At 45.5% G+C, this 17,588-nt stretch carries 18 protein-coding genes; 10 read left to right on the top strand and 8 right to left on the bottom strand.

The genetic code is table 11. The annotated features are described in order from the left end of the window. Window positions 1-231: 231 nt before the first annotated feature. On the top strand, window positions 232-789 hold the full coding sequence (locus EKN16_RS30695; RefSeq protein WP_125665272.1) for a phosphatase PAP2 family protein: 558 nt from the start codon (window positions 232-234) through the stop codon (window positions 787-789). Here EKN16_RS30695 and trmB read toward each other — a convergent pair. Next, window positions 708-1,490 carry a tRNA (guanosine(46)-N7)-methyltransferase TrmB gene (gene trmB / locus EKN16_RS30690; RefSeq protein ID WP_125666841.1) on the bottom strand — a complete coding sequence of 261 codons (783 nt, stop codon included), beginning with the start codon at window positions 1,488-1,490 and terminating at the stop codon, window positions 708-710. The genes EKN16_RS30695 and trmB overlap by 82 nt on opposite strands. Window positions 1,491-1,634: 144 nt before the next feature. Then, window positions 1,635-1,820, bottom strand: coding sequence for a hypothetical protein (locus EKN16_RS30685; RefSeq protein WP_125665270.1), 186 nt, complete (start codon window positions 1,818-1,820; stop codon window positions 1,635-1,637). Between the two features lie 319 nt (window positions 1,821-2,139). On the opposite strand from EKN16_RS30685, the gene EKN16_RS30680 reads away from it, so the two are divergent. The 4 genes from EKN16_RS30680 to EKN16_RS30665 all read left to right on the top strand — a co-directional run bounded on the left by EKN16_RS30680 (window position 2,140) and on the right by EKN16_RS30665 (window position 5,223). Beyond that, window positions 2,140-3,108, top strand: coding sequence for a tRNA modification radical SAM protein MnmL/YtqA (locus EKN16_RS30680; protein ID WP_125665268.1), 969 nt, complete (start codon window positions 2,140-2,142; stop codon window positions 3,106-3,108). Next, a complete protein-coding gene (locus tag EKN16_RS30675; RefSeq protein WP_125665266.1) occupies window positions 3,109-3,753 on the top strand; it encodes a class I SAM-dependent methyltransferase in 645 nt (214 codons plus the stop codon). Between the two features lie 70 nt (window positions 3,754-3,823). Further along, complete coding sequence (locus tag EKN16_RS30670; RefSeq protein WP_125665264.1) at window positions 3,824-4,216, top strand: VOC family protein; 393 nt, start codon at window positions 3,824-3,826, stop codon at window positions 4,214-4,216. A 41-nt stretch (window positions 4,217-4,257) separates the two neighbouring features. Beyond that, window positions 4,258-5,223: a type I phosphomannose isomerase catalytic subunit gene (locus tag EKN16_RS30665; protein ID WP_125665262.1), complete on the top strand. Its 966-nt coding sequence runs from the start codon at window positions 4,258-4,260 to the stop codon at window positions 5,221-5,223. A gap of 56 nt (window positions 5,224-5,279) precedes the next feature. Here the strand turns inward: EKN16_RS30665 and EKN16_RS30660 are convergent, their stop codons facing one another. Then, a complete protein-coding gene (locus EKN16_RS30660) occupies window positions 5,280-6,560 on the bottom strand; it encodes an ArnT family glycosyltransferase (RefSeq protein WP_125665260.1) in 1,281 nt (426 codons plus the stop codon). Between the two features lie 119 nt (window positions 6,561-6,679). Here EKN16_RS30660 and EKN16_RS30655 point away from each other — a divergent pair, with 119 nt between their 5' ends. From EKN16_RS30655 to EKN16_RS30645, 3 genes are read left to right on the top strand one after another with little or no spacing between them, the layout of a single operon-like run. Further along, the gene (locus EKN16_RS30655) at window positions 6,680-7,384 is read left to right on the top strand and encodes a glycosyltransferase family 2 protein (RefSeq protein ID WP_125665258.1); all 705 of its coding nucleotides are present in this window, start codon (window positions 6,680-6,682) and stop codon (window positions 7,382-7,384) included. Window positions 7,385-7,404: 20 nt separating this feature from the next. Further along, window positions 7,405-7,767, top strand: a complete 363-nt coding sequence (locus EKN16_RS30650; protein WP_125665256.1) for a DUF2304 domain-containing protein — start codon at window positions 7,405-7,407, stop codon at window positions 7,765-7,767. A 5-nt stretch (window positions 7,768-7,772) separates the two neighbouring features. Beyond that, window positions 7,773-8,135: an EamA family transporter gene (locus tag EKN16_RS30645; RefSeq protein ID WP_232016109.1), complete on the top strand. Its 363-nt coding sequence runs from the start codon at window positions 7,773-7,775 to the stop codon at window positions 8,133-8,135. On the opposite strand, the gene EKN16_RS30640 is transcribed toward EKN16_RS30645, so the two are convergent. The 5 genes from EKN16_RS30640 to EKN16_RS30620 all read right to left on the bottom strand — a co-directional run bounded on the left by EKN16_RS30640 (window position 8,132) and on the right by EKN16_RS30620 (window position 15,248). Next, complete coding sequence (locus EKN16_RS30640; protein WP_164523060.1) at window positions 8,132-9,103, bottom strand: phosphotransferase; 972 nt, start codon at window positions 9,101-9,103, stop codon at window positions 8,132-8,134. The genes EKN16_RS30645 and EKN16_RS30640 overlap by 4 nt on opposite strands. A gap of 555 nt (window positions 9,104-9,658) precedes the next feature. Next, window positions 9,659-10,651: an L-glyceraldehyde 3-phosphate reductase gene (gene mgrA, locus EKN16_RS30635; RefSeq protein ID WP_125665250.1), complete on the bottom strand. Its 993-nt coding sequence runs from the start codon at window positions 10,649-10,651 to the stop codon at window positions 9,659-9,661. Between the two features lie 66 nt (window positions 10,652-10,717). Further along, entirely contained in the window at window positions 10,718-12,532 is a 1,815-nt protein-coding gene (locus EKN16_RS30630; RefSeq protein WP_125665248.1) for a B12-binding domain-containing radical SAM protein, read from the bottom strand. A 124-nt stretch (window positions 12,533-12,656) separates the two neighbouring features. After that, window positions 12,657-14,225 carry a stalk domain-containing protein gene (locus tag EKN16_RS30625; protein WP_125665246.1) on the bottom strand — a complete coding sequence of 523 codons (1,569 nt, stop codon included), beginning with the start codon at window positions 14,223-14,225 and terminating at the stop codon, window positions 12,657-12,659. Between the two features lie 147 nt (window positions 14,226-14,372). Beyond that, a complete protein-coding gene (locus EKN16_RS30620; RefSeq protein ID WP_125665244.1) occupies window positions 14,373-15,248 on the bottom strand; it encodes a helix-turn-helix domain-containing protein in 876 nt (291 codons plus the stop codon). 143 nt (window positions 15,249-15,391) lie between these two features. Here EKN16_RS30620 and EKN16_RS30615 point away from each other — a divergent pair, with 143 nt between their 5' ends. Continuing rightward, window positions 15,392-16,210, top strand: coding sequence for a phytanoyl-CoA dioxygenase family protein (locus EKN16_RS30615; RefSeq protein WP_125665242.1), 819 nt, complete (start codon window positions 15,392-15,394; stop codon window positions 16,208-16,210). A 261-nt stretch (window positions 16,211-16,471) separates the two neighbouring features. Beyond that, window positions 16,472-17,506 (top strand): RluA family pseudouridine synthase, encoded by a 1,035-nt coding sequence (locus EKN16_RS30610; protein WP_125665240.1) that lies wholly within the window; start codon window positions 16,472-16,474, stop codon window positions 17,504-17,506. Window positions 17,507-17,588: the final 82 nt, after the last annotated feature.

Here is a 17,588-nt window from a genome sequence, read left to right as displayed (position 1 = left end):
CTTGGCTTATGCTTACGAAGTGAGTTTTTGCTCACCTAAGCAAAATCCGGCTAAATAGACAGAGCTTAGAAAAAAAAGACTTATGCTTACGATGTAGTTTTTGCTTTACCTAGCCTAATCGGTTAGGTTAGGCAGAGCCTCGCAAAAACTTAGCCTATGCTTTCGAAGTGAGTTTTTGCTCGCAGGAAGTATTCGAGAAAGTTTCGCAAAAACTTTTAGGAGTGTGATTTCATGACTCGGATGGTTTTTTGGCTTGTTTCGAGTGAACAGCGGATGCTGCTGTGGGCAAATCGGAGACCGGCTCATCAAGGAATCAATATGTGGCTCAGCAGGTGGCTTGGTTTAATCACGCATACAGGCGGTGCTACTTTCACGCTTGTCACCGCCTTATTATGCGCGCTTTTGGCATCTGGACCCTGGCGTATTGCCGGTTTGCAATGTGTAATCGCAGTAGCCATAAGCCATATTCCCGTTGCAATCGTGAAGCGTAAATTCCGTCGGCTTCGCCCTTACCAGGCTATGCCGCATTTGAATACTTGCTTGAAGCCTTTATGCGACTCATCCTTCCCATCCGGCCATACAACAGCTATTTTTGCATGGCTTATACCATGGCTGCTCGCTGATGTCTCCCTGCTGCCGCTGCTGCTTCCTATTGCGCTCATACTCGGCATCTCAGTGGCTTGGTCACGAATGTACTTAGGATTGCATTATCCTTCCGATGTTGCAGTAGGCTCCGTGCTAGGCTCGCTGTCGTCTGTATTGGTTTCGGCCGCTTGGTCGTTGATCTGAGACGTGCGCTTCGCTTCCCGATGCGCAGCTAAAGCCTTCTCGCCAATAACGACCTCTACCCGGTGAATGTTATTGCCTTTCTCGACAAATTTCGCTTCGTATTCCGTAAGAACCAAATCGTCACGCAGCGTTTCCTTGTGCAAATGAAGCGAAATATTGCGCATATGAAGCTCCATATCCGCGAAGCTATTCAAAGAAAACTCAAATAAAGATTGAGAGTCTGTCTTGAAATGGATCTCTCCATTTTCATTCAGGATCTCCATGTACTTGGCCACAAATCTCGGATGAGTCAGCCTTCTGCGTGCATGCTTGGCCTTAGGCCACGGATCGCTGAAATTCAAATGAACGCGCTCGATTTCATTCGGGGCAAAGATATCTTCAATTTTCTCAATATTCGCTCGTAGTAAGGCCAAGTTAGGCGGGTGGGAAACACCTTGCTGCTCCCAAGCGATACGCGCCTTGTCACTTGCCCTGCGAATTAATTCATCATACATGTCCACGCCAATAAAATTAATCTCGGGATTACGGACGCTCATGTCGCTGATGAAGCGTCCTTTTCCCATACCAAGCTCAACGTAAATTGGCTTCTGATTGCCAAAAAATTCATGCCAACGCCCCTTGAGCGCTGCTGCATCCAATACAACAAGTTCTGGTTGGGCTTCCAAACTTTCAAGAATTCCTTTTCTGCCTCTTAAACGCATATTCGTTTCATTCCTCCACGTATCCATAAACTAGTCCTTATTGTGCCGAACATCGCGCGAATTGTAAAGTGTTCATAAATTGACAAAACAAAAAGCCGTGAGTGCTAAACACCCGTCGGCTTAGATTGTAAATGTATATTTATTTTAATTCAGTAATTGGCTCGGCTGAGCTTGCGCAGACTCCAATACTTCATTCAGCTTCTTGCGAGCGGATACTTCAACATTATGGTTCCCGTAAAAACGGATGCCAGCAAGTGCCATTAATTCTTTTCTAGTTAGTTCTACCATTACCTTCTCGTCCCCTTGGGGAATCTTAACTTGTGTGCTCATTACTCATCACCTCGCGGTTTTATTTAAAACCTTTTTTCCAGCAATTCGACCTGCTATGACAAGTGATTGAAAGTGGGGTGAAATGGATTCAAACGTTGATCTATCGCCCTTTTAATATAACACTTCATGTTAGGTATAGCAAGCCCTTTTCTAAAATAAATCTCGGTGAATTTCCAGCTATTTTGATACTGTCCCTACATCGAATACAGCTGTTCGTGATCCAAAACTTGTTTGCAGCATGGCGTTTCTAAGCAAATTTCGTTATGATTAGAGGAACGCAATTGAAGCGATATTGAAGTAAGAAAGAGGAGCATTTAAAATGCAGGTACAGTCTCAACCCGAGTTCTCTTCCATAGAGCCTAGGCTATGGAGCGACAAACGTTTTCATACATGGAACTACGAAATGCGAGAGCAATTCGGCGGAAAAGTGTTTAAAGTGATGCTCGATGCTGGATTTACTTGTCCCAATCGCGATGGTTCAATCGCCGCAGGCGGCTGCACCTTCTGCAGTGCGCGTGGTTCAGGCGATTTTGCAGGAAGCCGAAGAGATGATCTCGTCACACAATTTAATAAGATTCGTGACTTGCAGCATCAGAAGTGGCCTAATGCCCGCTACATTGGTTATTTCCAGGCATACACAAATACCTACGCACCGGTTGACGAGCTGCGGGAATATTATGAAGCGATCTTGGTCCAGCCAGGTGTGGTCGGCTTATCCATCGCCACAAGACCCGACTGCTTGCCTGATGATGTCGTCGACTATCTGGCTGAGCTGAATGAACGAACCTATCTATGGATAGAGATGGGACTTCAGACTGTTCATGAATCCACCTCGACACTCATTAATCGAGCTCATGATACCGCCTGTTATATCGATGCTGTTAAGCGACTTCGAGCACGTGGAATCCGGGTGTGCGCACACGTTATCTATGGTTTGCCTCAAGAGACACATGAGATGATGCTCGACACTAGCAGAGCTGTTGCTGCGATGGATGTGCAGGGAATTAAGATCCATCTCCTCCATCTCATGCGCAAAACACCAATGGTTAAGCAGTACGAAGCAGGCTTGCTGCGGTTTCTCGATCAAGAGGAGTACGTGAAACTAATTGGCGATACACTTGAACTGCTGCCCCCAGACATCATTGTCCACCGATTAACGGGTGACGCCCCGCGCGATCTATTAATCGGGCCCATGTGGAGTCTTAAGAAATGGGAAGTGCTCAATGCCATTGACGATGAGCTGCGCCGCCGTAATACCTGGCAAGGCCGATTGTGGGAGGCCAAATAAATGGGTTTTCTATCCGTGCTGAGTATGGCACATAAACTCATTAAAGAGCGTGTTCAACCAGGGGATACGGTAGTAGATGCAACCTGCGGGAATGGCGTAGATGCTCAATTTCTAGCAGAGCTTGTCGGATCACGCGGCACGTTGTATGCATTCGACATTCAGGAGCAAGCTCTCACGAGAACGGCAGAGCGTCTGAACGCATCGCTTCCCGTACAAGCAGTCGAACATGCCTCACAGGCTGAAGGTCCAGCTCCTTCCAGAGCGAATTCGATGAAAGAATACCCACTTCCGAAGCTGCATCTGGTGCTTGACAGCCACGAAGTGATGGCTAATCATATAGCTGTTAATTCTCAAGGTCAAATCGCCGCAATTATGTTCAATCTTGGCTACCTTCCAGGTGCAGACCCAAGTATTATTACTCTGACAGAACCAACACTTATCGCACTTCAGTCTGCAATTATGCTGCTGCGCAAAGGCGGAATCCTCACAATTGTGCTTTATCCCGGTCACTCTGGAGGAGATGCAGAAACGATTGCGGTAGAGCAATGGGCTGCCAACTTGCCACAGCAAATCGGACAGGCTGTTGTTTACAAAAGGATACAGCGGTCCGACGCACCTTTTTTAGTGGCGATCGAAAAACTATAGCCCCTTTTCCCACATAAGCTTTATGATGGAGCAATGAACAATTTGAGACGATTACGAGGAGGAAACCCAAATGGCCGTACGTAAATTAGAGCATGTTGGTATTATGGTTAAAGATTTGGAGAAATCAATTGCCTTTTATACAGAAATTGTCGGTTTGACGTACTTATACACATTACCTCATTCCAATGGCGTTATTCGTCTTGCCTTTCTAGCTGGAGCTGAAGCACGCGAATCCGAAATCGAACTCATTGAGGGTTACCAAGGCGAACTGCCGGCGGAGGGCCTTACCCACCATGTGGCCTTTACCGTTGATGATGTCGAAGCTGAGTTTGCTCGTATCCAAGGACTTGGCGTTCCATTAAGGGACACGGAGATTTCGACATTGCCAAATGGGAGCCGCTACTTCTTCTTCTATGGCCCTGATGGTGAATTCTTAGAAATGTTTCAGCCTGCATCCAAGTAAACAGCAGTATCTACTACATAGAGATAAAGGAGATTAACCCAATGACTAAGGCTTATCCCTTACAATTTAAACCAGAAATGAAGGAACGCATTTGGGGTGGACGAGCGCTTGAGCAGTTCGGTCTGACACTGCCAGAAGGATCAATCGGTGAGGGTTGGATGATTGGCGACCACCCGAATGGTACGACTAAGGTTATGAATGGAGAGCTTGCTGGACTCGGGCTTGATGACATACGCGAGCGCTATGGACGTGAATTCTTCGGTACGAAGGGTTATGCCGAAGGGGGCCGCTTCCCTCTACTTATCAAGCTGCTTGATTGTAATGATGACCTCTCCATCCAAGTACATCCGACCGATTCCTACGAAGGACTTCCAAAGGGCGAGCTTGGCAAAACAGAAATGTGGTACGTTCTTGATGCAAAGCCAGGCGCAAAGATCATTTACGGATTAAAAGATGGCGTAGATCGCGCTGCCCTTGCTGCCGCGATTGAAGAAGGCCGTGTAATGGATACGCTCCAGGAAGTACCTGTAGCGGCGGGAGATGCCTTCTACATTCCAGCGGGTACCGTTCATGCACTATGTGCAGGTGTAGTGGTTGCCGAGATTCAACAGAATTCCGATACAACCTACCGTGTGTTCGACTACAACCGTCCAGGTCTTGATGGTAAGCTTCGCGAGCTGCATGTTGAAGATTCGCTTAACGTAACCGCTTATGAAGGTGCTGGAGCAAGCCGTATGAAGACCGATAATATTGGTGACAATGAATGGCTTCAAATTGCAGAATCACCGTATTTTATTGTGGAGAAAGGGCTCGTACGTGCACCTTGGAAGCTATCCACAACACAAGAGAGTTTCGTTATTCTCGTCATCGCCGAAGGAACCGGCTCGCTTAGCTGGGAAGACGGCAAACTAGAGCTCAAAGCTGGCGAATGCTTCCTGCTCCCTGCAAGCCTTGGCGCTTATGAGCTGGATGGTAATTTAACCGTTTTACGGAGCGTTACCCCTTAAAGAACAACAAAGAGGCACCCTGGGATAAACATCTCAGAATGCCTCTTTTGTTGTTCTTACCCCTGTATAAGGGTACTAGAGTTATGCTTGCGTTTACTTCGTATTTCTATTATGGCAACAATAGCAGCCGCTGCGAATATCGTTAATAGACTCATGAGCGGATACCCGTAGCGAGCAAACGTAATAAATGGGAGATGAATGAGCCAGAAATAAACAAATGGCAGCAGGATCGGCAGTGTCTGCTTCACCCGTCTTCTCAGAGTAGTGATGACAATACCCGAGAAGCCTATGAATACGTAAAATATATGAAGAACATTAATCGACGATCGAGGAAGCCCAGGCACTGGCCGTGAATAGAACGGCGTATCAAATAGCTGGATCGATTTTCCCACGGTGAACCAATACGTATAATCAAGCGGTTTATGCTTGAAGCCGTATGCTATAACACGCTGTGCGGCAAGTTTCTGCGCCGTGTCGTTAACACCAAATAGCTTATTATCCTTATATTCCGGGAATTCTTCAAAAAAACCTTTTGGCGGTGCTCCTCGTTTAATAAGCGCACCAAGCAGCATAGGATTTCCCGTTGATTTGGTAAACGGTATAAATTCATGAAAGATGGAATAGTTACGAATCCACCAGGGGGATAGCAGTGTCATACTGCAAATGCCTACAATTGCTGTGAATTTCACAATTTCCTTCCAACTGTAATGATGAACCAGCCATAAGATCAAAAGACAAATTGGAAACAAAGCGCTTTGGGGTTTTACATAGCATGACAGACCCAACATGATGCCAACGAGAACGTATGCACTAGCTTTTTTTGTGCGAATAGCATTTATTGTACTGCAAATGAGCAACAATAAGAGCAGTTTAAACGTCGATTCTGTTAGGATCGCACCAGAGGCAAATAAATCAGGAATGTAGAGTGCGGACAGAATCATAGCAACAACAGCCACCTTACGGTTCGCAACTTCTCTTGCCAGTACAAAGATTAGAAAGACAGATATCGCCTGCATCAAGCATTGTAGAAGTCTAAACCCCATCACTGCAGCATCTCTATCCAGGAAGGTTAGGAACCCACTCAATAGAACCGGTATGGTCGGCATTATGAAATTGGTCGGCTTATCCCCGCTGTTATAAACAAGGGTATGCTTTTCTAGCAGCATCTGTGCTGCATAGACATATTTCACATCATCATTATTTCTCTTCTCATAGGAGCCAAGAAGAAAGTGGTCACCTAAAGCTAATACAACGATCACATTTACAAGAAATACGATTGCTACGATAAGAAAGACGAATTTTCGAATCTTAGGTGGTTCAGATTGTAAAGAAAACAATAATAAAACTCCTTCCCAAAAATTGCGGTATCCATGTGTAACATTTTTCTATTATACTATACAAAGTTTGTTTTATAGAAATTAGATTGTAAAACCAGAGGAGAGAAGGTTTACTATATATGCAAAATGTTAGTAAAAGTCATATTCTCGTCATTATTCCTGCCTTTAACGAGGAGGCAAATATTGCTCGCACCATTCATGAGCTAAAGCTGCATACTCCTTATGATTTTGTCGTTATTGATGATGGCTCTAAGGACCGTACATCGGCTATTATTCGCCAAGAAGGCTTCCCCTCCCTTCGTCATGCCGTGAATTTAGGGATTGGCGGTTCTATGCAAAGCGGTTATCGATATGCCGATCAGAACGGTTATCAATATGCCATTCAACTAGATGCAGATGGACAGCATCGTCCTGAGGATATCGCCAAGCTTGTCGAAGAAATTCAAACAACCAATTACGATATGGTAATCGGTTCTCGTTTCGTTGAATCGAGCAGCTACCGTGGAAGCCTATCCCGCCGACTTGGTATTTTCTATTTTCATGTGCTCGTCTTCCTGCTTACAGGGACTCGCATTTATGATCCTACCTCAGGCTTTCGAATCGTAAGCCGCTCGACTATCGAGCTTTTTTCCCGTACTTACCCAACAGATTATCCAGAGGTAGAGGTCCTTATTAGCCTATCCAAGCAGAAACGAAAAGTAAAAGAAATCCACGTCGAAATGCGTGGGAGACAAGGTGGAACCTCGTCCATCAACTGGTCAAAATCCATCTATTATATGCTAAAAGTAACCATGTTCTCACTCATTCGCAAAAGTTTCTCTTAAGGAAAGGATCCATACCAACTATGAACCAATTAGTCGCTGTAATCATTACCCTCCTATTCTTAGGACTTATTATTTCTTTTACCGTTACGCATAAACTAAAGGACCGATATGCCTTCCTGTGGCTGGTTACAGCCATTGCAGGAGTCATGGCTGCAATCTGTATTCCGCTCCTTAATCGATTTGCGTTATGGATTGGCATATCCTATATGCCAACTTTTGTCTTTCTTGTGACGATTATTTTCATATTGGGATTATTAGTGAGGCAAACGATTAGTTTATCTAAATATTCTGAGCGAATGAAGGTGTTAACACAGGAATTCGCCGTTATGGAAAAGAAAATCTTAGAACTGCAAGACCAAGTTAAGGGACGTGAAATAAATTGAGCTTCATGCAATTAATACTCATTCTTGCTAATACACTGATGTTGGTCACAGGACAATTCCTTTGGAAATATGGGTTAATGCAGCGTGATAAGCCTTTTGAAAGCCTTCGCTCCATAATTGAGCTTATGTTCTCACCCTATATTATCGGAGGCTTATTTATTTATGCTTGTGCCACTGTGTTGTGGCTCTATATCGTCTCTAAAGTCGATCTCGGCCTTGCTTATCCGATTCAAAGCTTGGCGTACATCATCTCCATTGTCGGTGCCTACTATATCTTTAATGAATCCTTGTCCGCCTTAAAAATTACTGGATGTCTGCTCATCTTAGCTGGAGTTGCCTGTATAGGTCTTTCGGCGCGTTATAGTTAACGGAGGAAATTCAATGAGCTCTGCACGTTAGATTCGAAGATCTCCTTAGCCAGCTTCTGGTTCGGAAAGCCTCGCTGCATGAGCTTCAAACCACCCGACGCGCAGGATAGATGATGGCACAGTTTATAGAACCGCATGCGATCCTCGTCCAGATCCGTTCGAGATAGATAACGATTGTAGTTCTCGAATCTGAATTGCAGGAAGCTGTGCTCATGCTCGATATCGAACCACCTTGCGCCTTCAATGTCTATTAAGTAAGGCTCAAGCTTATCATTCACTAGTACATGATCCGGACCTAACTCATCATGAATGAAGCCATAATCTTGCCTAGGACGAATCGCCGCATTCAATCGTTGAAGCATCTCAACCAACCGGCTTTCATTCATAGCGAATACCTCTACATAGCCGCAAGTGTAACGAATAGCCTCCAGCGTATTGTCATAGACCATGCGATGGCAGGGCTCCGTATGCTTCACTTTCCCCACCTGTCCCCATCCCATACTCCGAATACTGTGCATGCGCTCCAGCAGCTGAGCGAATCTATCAAAAACGATAGCCTCAACTCCCGATTCAGAATTAATGAATTCACTTAAATTATCACCTGATACATACTCCACAATCGCAAAATCGAAGGGGTACTGCGTTCTCTCTTTATTCATGTAATAGAGGGCCGGTGTCTTGATTCCTTGATGAATCAGAAACCGATTATTGTTCTCGAATAGCTCTGCACCGAAGGATTCATGTTCATCCGTTGATGTATTAATTTCCTCTTCAAAGTAATTACTAGTTAAATCCCAAATATACAGAACAAGCTGCAATCCATCCTCAAATTGGACTTTGAATACTGTTTTTTGCGCACCGCCATGAAAGTTGGTTAGGTTTGTGATCTTACTCGTTATGCCAAGAACTTCTTTAAAACATTTGGTTAAATACGCCTTACTTATCGGACAATGCTCATCTCTATCCATTCCACTCAGGCCCCATTCCATTCGTTATTTGTTATTGCATCACCTAATTTAAAGTAAAAACCAAAAAAAATATAGACTGTTTCTGACAGCTCTGATATGATGTTGAGTTAGGTCTTGATAAAATTTCACATCGATTATTTGAAGCCAAGGTGATATTCACCGATGCTCCTGCTTTCATAGAGAAAAGCTGGTAGACCTCGGTCTATCAGCTTTTTTTGCATCACCCAAACACTCGTAGGCTGCAGTAATAGCTTCCCTTACGAGAGCACAAAAAGCCTTTCGCTCTAATGGGCGAAAGGCTTTTTGTCTATCTTTCATCGGTTCTCAACCATAATCAGTGCTTGCCATCACGAGTTCACGAGTTCACGAAGTACATAGCGAAGCGGACGGAATCGTTCTGAAGAAGCGATAGCGTTCGCCTTTGTCTCCTTATTTCTACCCCTAAGGGATAGAATCAAGGAAATAGGGAGACAACAGCGATCGTAAGAATGATCCGTCCGCGCAGCGGGCTTCTTCGCGACACATCAGGCACTTAATTTACGTTGAGCCCTTTCATTAACGCAGAATAGCTTCAATCTGCTCGAGTTCTTCGCTTGAGAAAGCCAAATTATTCAACGCAGCAACGTTGTCCTCGATTTGGCTAACACGGCTTGCGCCGATCAAGGCCGAAGTCACACGTCCACCACGCAGCACCCAAGCTAGAGACATCTGAGCAAGTGACTGACCGCGCTCAGCAGCTATGGCATTTAGCTTTTGCAGTCTAGCAATCCGATCCGGCGTTACCGCATTCTCATTCAAAGCACCCGTTGTGCTTGCCGCACGCGAATCAGATGGAATACCACCCAAATATTTATTAGTGAGCAGTCCTTGTGCAAGTGGACAGAAAGCAATACTGCCTACACCGTTCTCTTCCAGCACATCCTGTAAGCCATCTTCTTCGATCCAACGATCGAACATGTTATAGCTCGGCTGATGGATAACAAGCGGTGTTCCAAGACGTTTCATAATCGCAATAGCTTCAGCCGTTTGAGCGGCATTATAACTGGAGATTCCCACATACAAAGCTTTGCCTGAACGTACCATCGAGTCCAATGCACCCATTGTTTCTTCAAGTGGCGTTTCGGGATCTGGACGGTGGGAGTAGAAAATATCGACATAATCGACTGCCATCCTCTTCAAGCTTTGCTCGAGGCTTGCGATTAAATATTTGCGTGAACCCCATTCGCCATAAGGTCCCGGCCACATGTAGTAGCCCGCTTTTGACGAAATAATCATTTCATCGCGGTAAGGCTTGAAATCGCTAGCCATCATACGACCGAACATCTCTTCCGCTGATCCCGCTGGTGGCCCATAATTATTGGCCAAATCAAAATGAGTAATTCCAAGATCAAATGCTCTGTGGAGCATTGCGCGTCCGTTCTCGTAAGTATCAACACCACCGAAGTTATGCCATAATCCGAGTGAAATGGCTGGAAGCTTAAGGCCTGTCCGCCCGCAGCGGTTATATGTCATTGAAGCGTAACGCTCATTGTTCGCCTGAAATACCATCTGTATCGCTCCCTTATTTGCTATTAATGAAACCTCTTGCATTGTAACACTAATCATAGAATCTGCTCAAGAATGCTCTGCTTTAACTAAAGATAACATAAATGGCTTAGCAGACGTCACGTCCTCTTTACCGCCACCATTATAAATCACAATTAGGAGCGTCTCCTTATCCTTGGACACGATGCCTTCCTGCAAGTAAAGTTCGAGATCAAACGGAAGCAGCTCAATTACTGCATGCTTTTGCAGCTCTCTCTCAGCAAGGCCGAGAGCCTGAAACGCTTCGGATACTTCCTCGGGTCGTTGAGCAAGACGCTGCATCCAGCCGCTCCAGACCGATTTGTCCATCGTAAAATCCCACCATAGCTTGCGCGGCTTATATTTATGTCCCAGGAAATAATCCAGCTTCATCAAGCCAAGCACAACATCCGGCTCCCAAACAAGACCTTCCTGCTTCGCTCGCAGCGAATGCGCCTCAGACAAGAATGACCACAGCCGTGAGAACAAGTCCTCCAGCTGATGTCCGATTTTTTGCCAGCCGCGACCTTCCCAGAAATCACCGAACTGTTGGAAGAAGTCGAATGGTGAGGTGAAAGCTCTCTCCACTAGATAAAGGAGGGCATGATCCATTCGATGTGCATTCCAATATTTCTCTAGTACATCTTCCACGCGTTTGATTCTTACGATATCCGAGAACGGTAAAATATCATTGCCCAGAATTTCGTAAGGTGCGCGATCCATATAGATATATCCGTGCTTCTCGGCATCAAGGCGCATACCTGTGCCACGCAGCATCTTCAGAAACCCAAGCTGCATTTCTTCGGGACGCAGTTCGAATACGTCATTGAAGGTTTTACGGAATGAATCGTAATTCTCATGCGGGAGGCCGGCAATCAAATCAAGATGCTGATCGATCTTTCCGCTTTCTTTTACCTTCATCACGGTGCGAGTCAGCTTGGCAAAATTTTGCCGGCGTTGAACCGCTTCATTCGTAATATCGTTTGTCGACTGAACCCCGATCTCGAATCGGAATACACCAGGAGGCGCATGCTCAGACAAATAATCAAGCACTTCAGGACGCATAATATCAGCCGTTATCTCAAACTGGAATACACAGCCTCGATGATTTTCGATTAAGAATCGAAACATCTCTAGCGCATAATCCCGCTTGATGTTGAAGGTACGGTCAACGAACTTAATAAGCTTTGCCCCGGAATCAATTAAGTACAGCAGGTCCGCCTTGGTACGCTCAATATCGAAGTAACGGACACCAACCTCAATACTCGATAGACAAAATTGGCAGCTGAAAGGACAGCCCCTGCTTGTCTCAAAATAAGTAACTCGACTTCCTAGGTTAGCCACATCCTCTGGGAAGCGATGAGGTGACGGAAGCGAAGCTAGACTTGGCTTCGGGCGTGGTGGATTGACAATAATCTCAATCTCGCCATTGGCATGTTCCTTGCGATAGGCAACTCCAAATACCATATGCAGCTTACAGCTATCACGCAGCTCGGTCAGCAGGTGGTGGAACGTCTCTTCCCCTTCGCCAACGACGATAAAATCTACCTGAGTCAGCCGCTCCAGCCAAAAGGCAGTATCGTAGCTCACTTCCGGACCGCCAAGGACGATTCGGATCGAAGGCTTAATTTTGCGCAGCATATCGATAACGGTTATGGTCTCTTCAATATTCCATATATAACAGGAGAATCCGACAACATCGGGGTCTCGCGAGAACAAATCCGCTACAATGTTCATAGCCGGATCTTTGATCGTATATTCTGCGATATCAATATCAAATTCATGCTGACTGAAAGCTTTCAGGCAGCGAAGCGCGAGTGAAGTATGGATAAATTTGGCGTTCAAGGTCGCCAGTACAACTTTCATTTGGTTTCAATCCCTCATTTGTCTATCTTAATGTCTTCTATTGTACCGAAATTCAACAAAAAAAAGAAGGGCAGCCTCGGCAGCACAGCCTAAGCTGTCCACCTGAAGCGGCCCTCTACATTGATTACGTGCGAACTTTAACAATCATTTTCTCTTTTCCTTGCATTTCAATAACTGGGAAACGAACACGATAAGTACCATCCGCGTTTGCGGTCACTTCATCTGCTGTAAAGCCCCGAGGCTTATAGCTGAATGTTTGATCATAGTAAACCGTCAGCTGAATCGTATCTTTAGGCAGCAATTTAGTGAACTCATAGCCGGTGTTAATTGCCCAGTAACGAAGATCATCATTAGAGCTATTGCCATAAACCATGTAGAAGGCCGGATCAATGACGGCGCTAATAACGAGCCAGCCCTCCGAATCGCGTTTCACTTCAAAGTGCTTCAGCTTGGTTGTCCCTTGGGACGTTTGAATGTCAGCGAACTGCTTCTCCAGCAATTCGCGGATTTGGTCATCAGAAGCACCAACGAGCGTATCTGGAAGCTGACTCGGTAAAAAAGCGATTTTATCCAACGGCTCATCTTCGATTTGGAAGAGAAGCATATGAATGTTCAGAACAGATACGGCAAAATTCAAATTTGCATTGGTCGCATCAACACCGGAAGAAGTAATCCCAATGAGCTCGCCATGATCATTAAACAAACCCCCGCCAGAGCTGCCGTGATCAATTGGAACGCTAATCTGATACGTCTCTTGGTAATCATTGACGATGTTGCTAATAATACCTTCAGAGGCTGTATTCTGTAAGCCTAGCGGACTGCCTATAGCAACAACATGATCCCCTTTGCTTGCTCTGAATCCAATTGAAACGGGAGCAACATTTACCGGTGCTTTCGTCTGGATCACTGCCAAATCTGTATCCTCGTCATAACCAACGAGTCCTTGGATTTCAATCGTTTTGCCGTTCAGAAGGGTAATACTTCCTGATGTTGCATCCTGCATAACATGTAGGTTAGTCAAAATTTGATTCGTGCCAATGACCACGCCGCTGCCTTGTCCAGCGTTAGTGGTAATCATGACAACCTTGCTATCATTCTTATCTATAATTTGTTTGGTAGTGAGCACTGTTGCTGCCGCAAGCTTATCAGCATACTCTTTTGCTTTTGCAGCTGCTTCCAGAAGCTGCTTATAAAGGGCTTCCGCTGATGTAATTCGAATCACTTGCGTCGCATTGTCCATTTGAACCTCAGCACCCAGCGCCTCAGCTACAAACCGAAGCGGTACCATCGTGCTGCCGTTCATCTGCAGTGGTGGTGCAGTTAATGTAACAGCTTTACCATTCTTATAAGCCTTAGTAGAACCAAGCTGCAGAGTAATCGTTGTACTGCCCTTCGTTGCTAATATCGTCTTTGTCGAGGGCTCCCAAATCAAAGTCGCCTGTAGTGCGGTAAAGATAGATCGCATCGGGACGACGGTTATGCCTTTTATCGTTACCGGTGCTGGAGCAAGTGAAAGCTTCTTCCCATCAATGAAAACTTGAATCTTGGCTGTCTGGATGGCAGTTGTTGAGCTCTGTGCGGCAGCTGCGGCTGTGTTGCCGGTCAGCCCTTGTAGGGGGGCGAATACGAGTCCGGCAGCAAGAACGGATAATAATAGCTTTTGCTTCATATTGAACCTCTTTTGTAGTTTCACGCCTTTAGTTTCCTCCAATTATCTCCTAATCTCTCAGTCGTTATCGTAACACCAGCTATCTCTTTTGTCTATTATATCTAAATTACTAGATTCAAATGTGAAGTGCCCATGTAAATTTCCATAAAATGACGATAAGGCTAGTTCTTTTTACTGCTCCTGCTGCTTAAATTCAGTTGGGCTCAGACCTGTCTCCTCTTTAAAGTTTCTCGAAAAATAGTGAATGCTGGTATAACCTAGCTTGCCTGCAATAGTTTCCAGCTTCTCCCCTCCCAATAGATAGGATTTAGCTTTGCGAATGCGCTCTGTAATGAGATATTGCTTGGGACTCACACCTGTACATTTCTTAAATAAGGAAGAGAAATAGATGACATGATAGCCGCATAACGCAGCCAGCTGTGGAATCGTCCAATTATTCTCCGGATGCATAGCGATTGCGCGAAGAGCTGGGTCGACCTTCGTTCGTTCTAGTGAGTGCGGACGTGCTGCTAAACGATCTCTGACGATGCTTGCAATCAATTCTGTCAGTAATGCGCGAAGCACGATCGCATAGCCGGTCTGTTCATTCCGATATTCATTCGCAATACGCAGCATGATTGACTCCAAAGCTGGCATAGAGAACACAGGTGGAATTAATAAAGGTTCATGGTTAGGAATACCCAGATAGTAGTTAAGCTTCGTATGTTGAAGTAAATCCCCCTCGCTGCAAGGTTGAATGTTGTAGGCAGGATGCTGAGGCTCCGGCGATGAATGCCGCAGCTGAAAGTGGAGGCTGAAATAAACAACGGGTCTTATTACAACTAGCTTATGAGGAACTTGGGGGCCGTAGAAGGTACAATCTCCGGGCCCCAGTACATAATGTTCTGCACCATAATAAACTTCAGCTTCTCCTGATACGATATGAAAAAGCTGGTAGTCCGGGATGAACCGCGGCCCCCAAGCAATACCAGCAGCCGCTTCCGCATGACCGATGAAATTAACCGTCGGCTGAATCTCATATATGGATCCTAATTGATAGCTGTCCAATGAATTCGCATCTCCTTTAACCGAATCACTCGATGATGTTTGAAAAGTGCAACACCCTGTTGCGTTAATGTAAATACGAGCTTGCTGTTATCCATTATGATTGCGTTATCAACCACAATTCCTATAAAAGAGGTGTCAGTCTCATGTTAAGTCAAGCACAATTAAATGAGTTTGAAAACAACGGATTTCTAAAGGGCAGTGTTGTTCTGGATGATGCTGAGGTAGAAGCGCTGCGCGAGGAACTCGATCTCGTCATGGACGGGCAATCGGTCAAAAAACCGGTTCTGAACCGTGACATGCTTCAGGACGACTCTCCCTATGACAATATGAAAATGACGGTTAGCTCTAAGGTTGTCCAAATCGTCAATATTTGGATGGCTAGCGATCTATTCTTGAAACATGCAGCTAACCAAACCATCTGCGAGGAAATCGCTCAGCTCTCTCACACCGATACCTTGCGGATTTGGCATGATCAAATTCAATATAAGCCGCCAATAACCGGCGGACCGACAGCTTGGCATCAGGATCACCCGCTGTGGCCGATCATTCAGCCCTCTGACCTAGTCAGCGCATGGGTCGCTTTAGACGATGCAATAATTGAGAACGGCTGCATGTGGATGGTACCAGGCAGTCACAAGTGGGGCAACCACCAACGCTATCTCTCCAGCACAGAAGATTTCTTGCCCTTCCATAAACAGCCTGAAATGCTGCCTAATCATGCAAAGGTTGAAGCCGTACCTTTTGAAATCAAGAAAGGCCAGGTCGGCTATCATCATTGCCTAACTTGGCACGGCAGTCCGCATAACCGTTCAGACAAGAAACGCCGGGCAATCGCGGTTCATTATATGCCAGGCCATACGAGATACGAGCCGATTGGCGGCCATGCGATGCTTCCATACGTTACAGTTGAACCAGGTGAGCTGCTGACTGGTCCACATTTTCCAGTCGTTTATCAGAAGTAGACTTGCCTCCGATCACGAACAAACCGATCAGCCCTTGAGGGTTAATCGGTTTGTTCGTCGTATATGGATGAACTGTTCACAAGAAGGGAGTACTACCGCTCCGTACGAATCGTTACCGCGAAGATCTCCAGCTCGGTGCTTTATTCCTGAGAACGGTTTGAAACCGTTTCGAACCGTTGGAGCACTTGAGGTCTCATAGCTTTGGTAGGCCGTTTCATGCTAATATGGAGGTTAACTTAGATAGGACGGTGTGCGTAATAAATGGACAAACGTAAAACAGATTCAAAGCGTCAGCCCAATGGAAAACAGAGCTCGCCAAGCAGGCGCTCAGAAGGCAGACCCGCTCTCAAGCCTAACGTGAAAGGAAGCAAGATGACTTCCGTAACGGATCGTTCTGCCCGTGAGTCAACAAGTAAACCCTTCGTTGTTCAAGAACCGATGGAGCTGCTTCCTTTTTTATTGAAAAACATTACAAGTGGCGGACGAAACGCGATCAAATCTATGCTGGGCCGCGGTCAAATTTCAGTTAACGGCAAGGTAGTGACCGCCTTTAATTATCAGCTCCAAGTCGGACAAACGGTTACTCTATCCAAAGATAAAGTAGTCGAGATGCCTCCTCTTATCGGACTTACGATTCTGCATGAGGATGAGGATCTTATTATCGTTGTGAAGGATGCCGGCCTGTTATCTATTGCCTCAGATAAAGAAACAGACCTGACGGCCTACAGGCAGCTGACTGCTCATGTACGAGCGAGCGGAAATGAATATAATCGAATTTTTGTCGTACATCGACTGGATCGGGATACTTCCGGAGTTATGATGTTTGCGAAGAGTGAAGAAATACAGCAGCAGCTGCAAAATTCATGGCAGGAAACCGTAAAGGAGCGCACATATGTCGCTTTGGTTGAAGGCATGGTCAAGAAACCAGAAGGAACAATTAACTCATGGTTGAAGGAAAGTAAGACGTTGAAAATGTATTCCAGCCACTACCCGAATGATGGACTGCACGCGATAACCCATTATAAAGTCATACAGTCCAATAAAAATTTCTCCTTACTTGAGGTTTCCCTTGAGACTGGACGTAAGAATCAGATTCGGGTACATATGGAGGACATTGGTCATCCTATCGTTAATGATAAGAAGTACGGCTCCAAATCCAAAGCGATTAACCGGCTGGGCCTACATGCGCGCGTATTGAGCTTCGTGCATCCTAGAACAGGAGCTCTTCTGAAATTCGAAACGGAAATTCCAAAAATGTTTCTGAATCCATTCCGTGAAGGGTTCCTAGTGAAATAGGAGGTAATTTAAGGCGTCTTCTATTCGGCTTGGTCGAGAAAGAAGGCGCCTATTCATGCAGCTATGTTCACCCCTGAAGTGG

The organism is Paenibacillus baekrokdamisoli (assembly GCF_003945345.1).
GTDB lineage: Bacteria > Bacillota > Bacilli > Paenibacillales > Paenibacillaceae > Paenibacillus_Z > Paenibacillus_Z baekrokdamisoli.
Note: the sequence above shows the minus strand (reverse complement) of the source record. Positions and strands in the feature narration are given on the sequence as shown.

Coding starts and splice junctions, on each gene's coding strand:
- EKN16_RS30695 (WP_125665272.1), top strand. CDS start 232: ATGACTCGGATGGTTTTTTGGCTTGTTTCGAGTGAACAGCGGATGCTG.
- trmB (WP_125666841.1), bottom strand. CDS start 1,490: ATGCGTTTAAGAGGCAGAAAAGGAATTCTTGAAAGTTTGGAAGCCCAA.
- EKN16_RS30685 (WP_125665270.1), bottom strand. CDS start 1,820: ATGAGCACACAAGTTAAGATTCCCCAAGGGGACGAGAAGGTAATGGTA.
- EKN16_RS30680 (WP_125665268.1), top strand. CDS start 2,140: ATGCAGGTACAGTCTCAACCCGAGTTCTCTTCCATAGAGCCTAGGCTA.
- EKN16_RS30675 (WP_125665266.1), top strand. CDS start 3,109: ATGGGTTTTCTATCCGTGCTGAGTATGGCACATAAACTCATTAAAGAG.
- EKN16_RS30670 (WP_125665264.1), top strand. CDS start 3,824: ATGGCCGTACGTAAATTAGAGCATGTTGGTATTATGGTTAAAGATTTG.
- EKN16_RS30665 (WP_125665262.1), top strand. CDS start 4,258: ATGACTAAGGCTTATCCCTTACAATTTAAACCAGAAATGAAGGAACGC.
- EKN16_RS30655 (WP_125665258.1), top strand. CDS start 6,680: ATGCAAAATGTTAGTAAAAGTCATATTCTCGTCATTATTCCTGCCTTT.
- EKN16_RS30650 (WP_125665256.1), top strand. CDS start 7,405: ATGAACCAATTAGTCGCTGTAATCATTACCCTCCTATTCTTAGGACTT.
- EKN16_RS30645 (WP_232016109.1), top strand. CDS start 7,773: ATGCAATTAATACTCATTCTTGCTAATACACTGATGTTGGTCACAGGA.
- EKN16_RS30640 (WP_164523060.1), bottom strand. CDS start 9,103: ATGGATAGAGATGAGCATTGTCCGATAAGTAAGGCGTATTTAACCAAA.
- mgrA (WP_125665250.1), bottom strand. CDS start 10,651: ATGGTATTTCAGGCGAACAATGAGCGTTACGCTTCAATGACATATAAC.
- EKN16_RS30630 (WP_125665248.1), bottom strand. CDS start 12,532: ATGAAAGTTGTACTGGCGACCTTGAACGCCAAATTTATCCATACTTCA.
- EKN16_RS30615 (WP_125665242.1), top strand. CDS start 15,392: ATGTTAAGTCAAGCACAATTAAATGAGTTTGAAAACAACGGATTTCTA.
- EKN16_RS30610 (WP_125665240.1), top strand. CDS start 16,472: ATGGACAAACGTAAAACAGATTCAAAGCGTCAGCCCAATGGAAAACAG.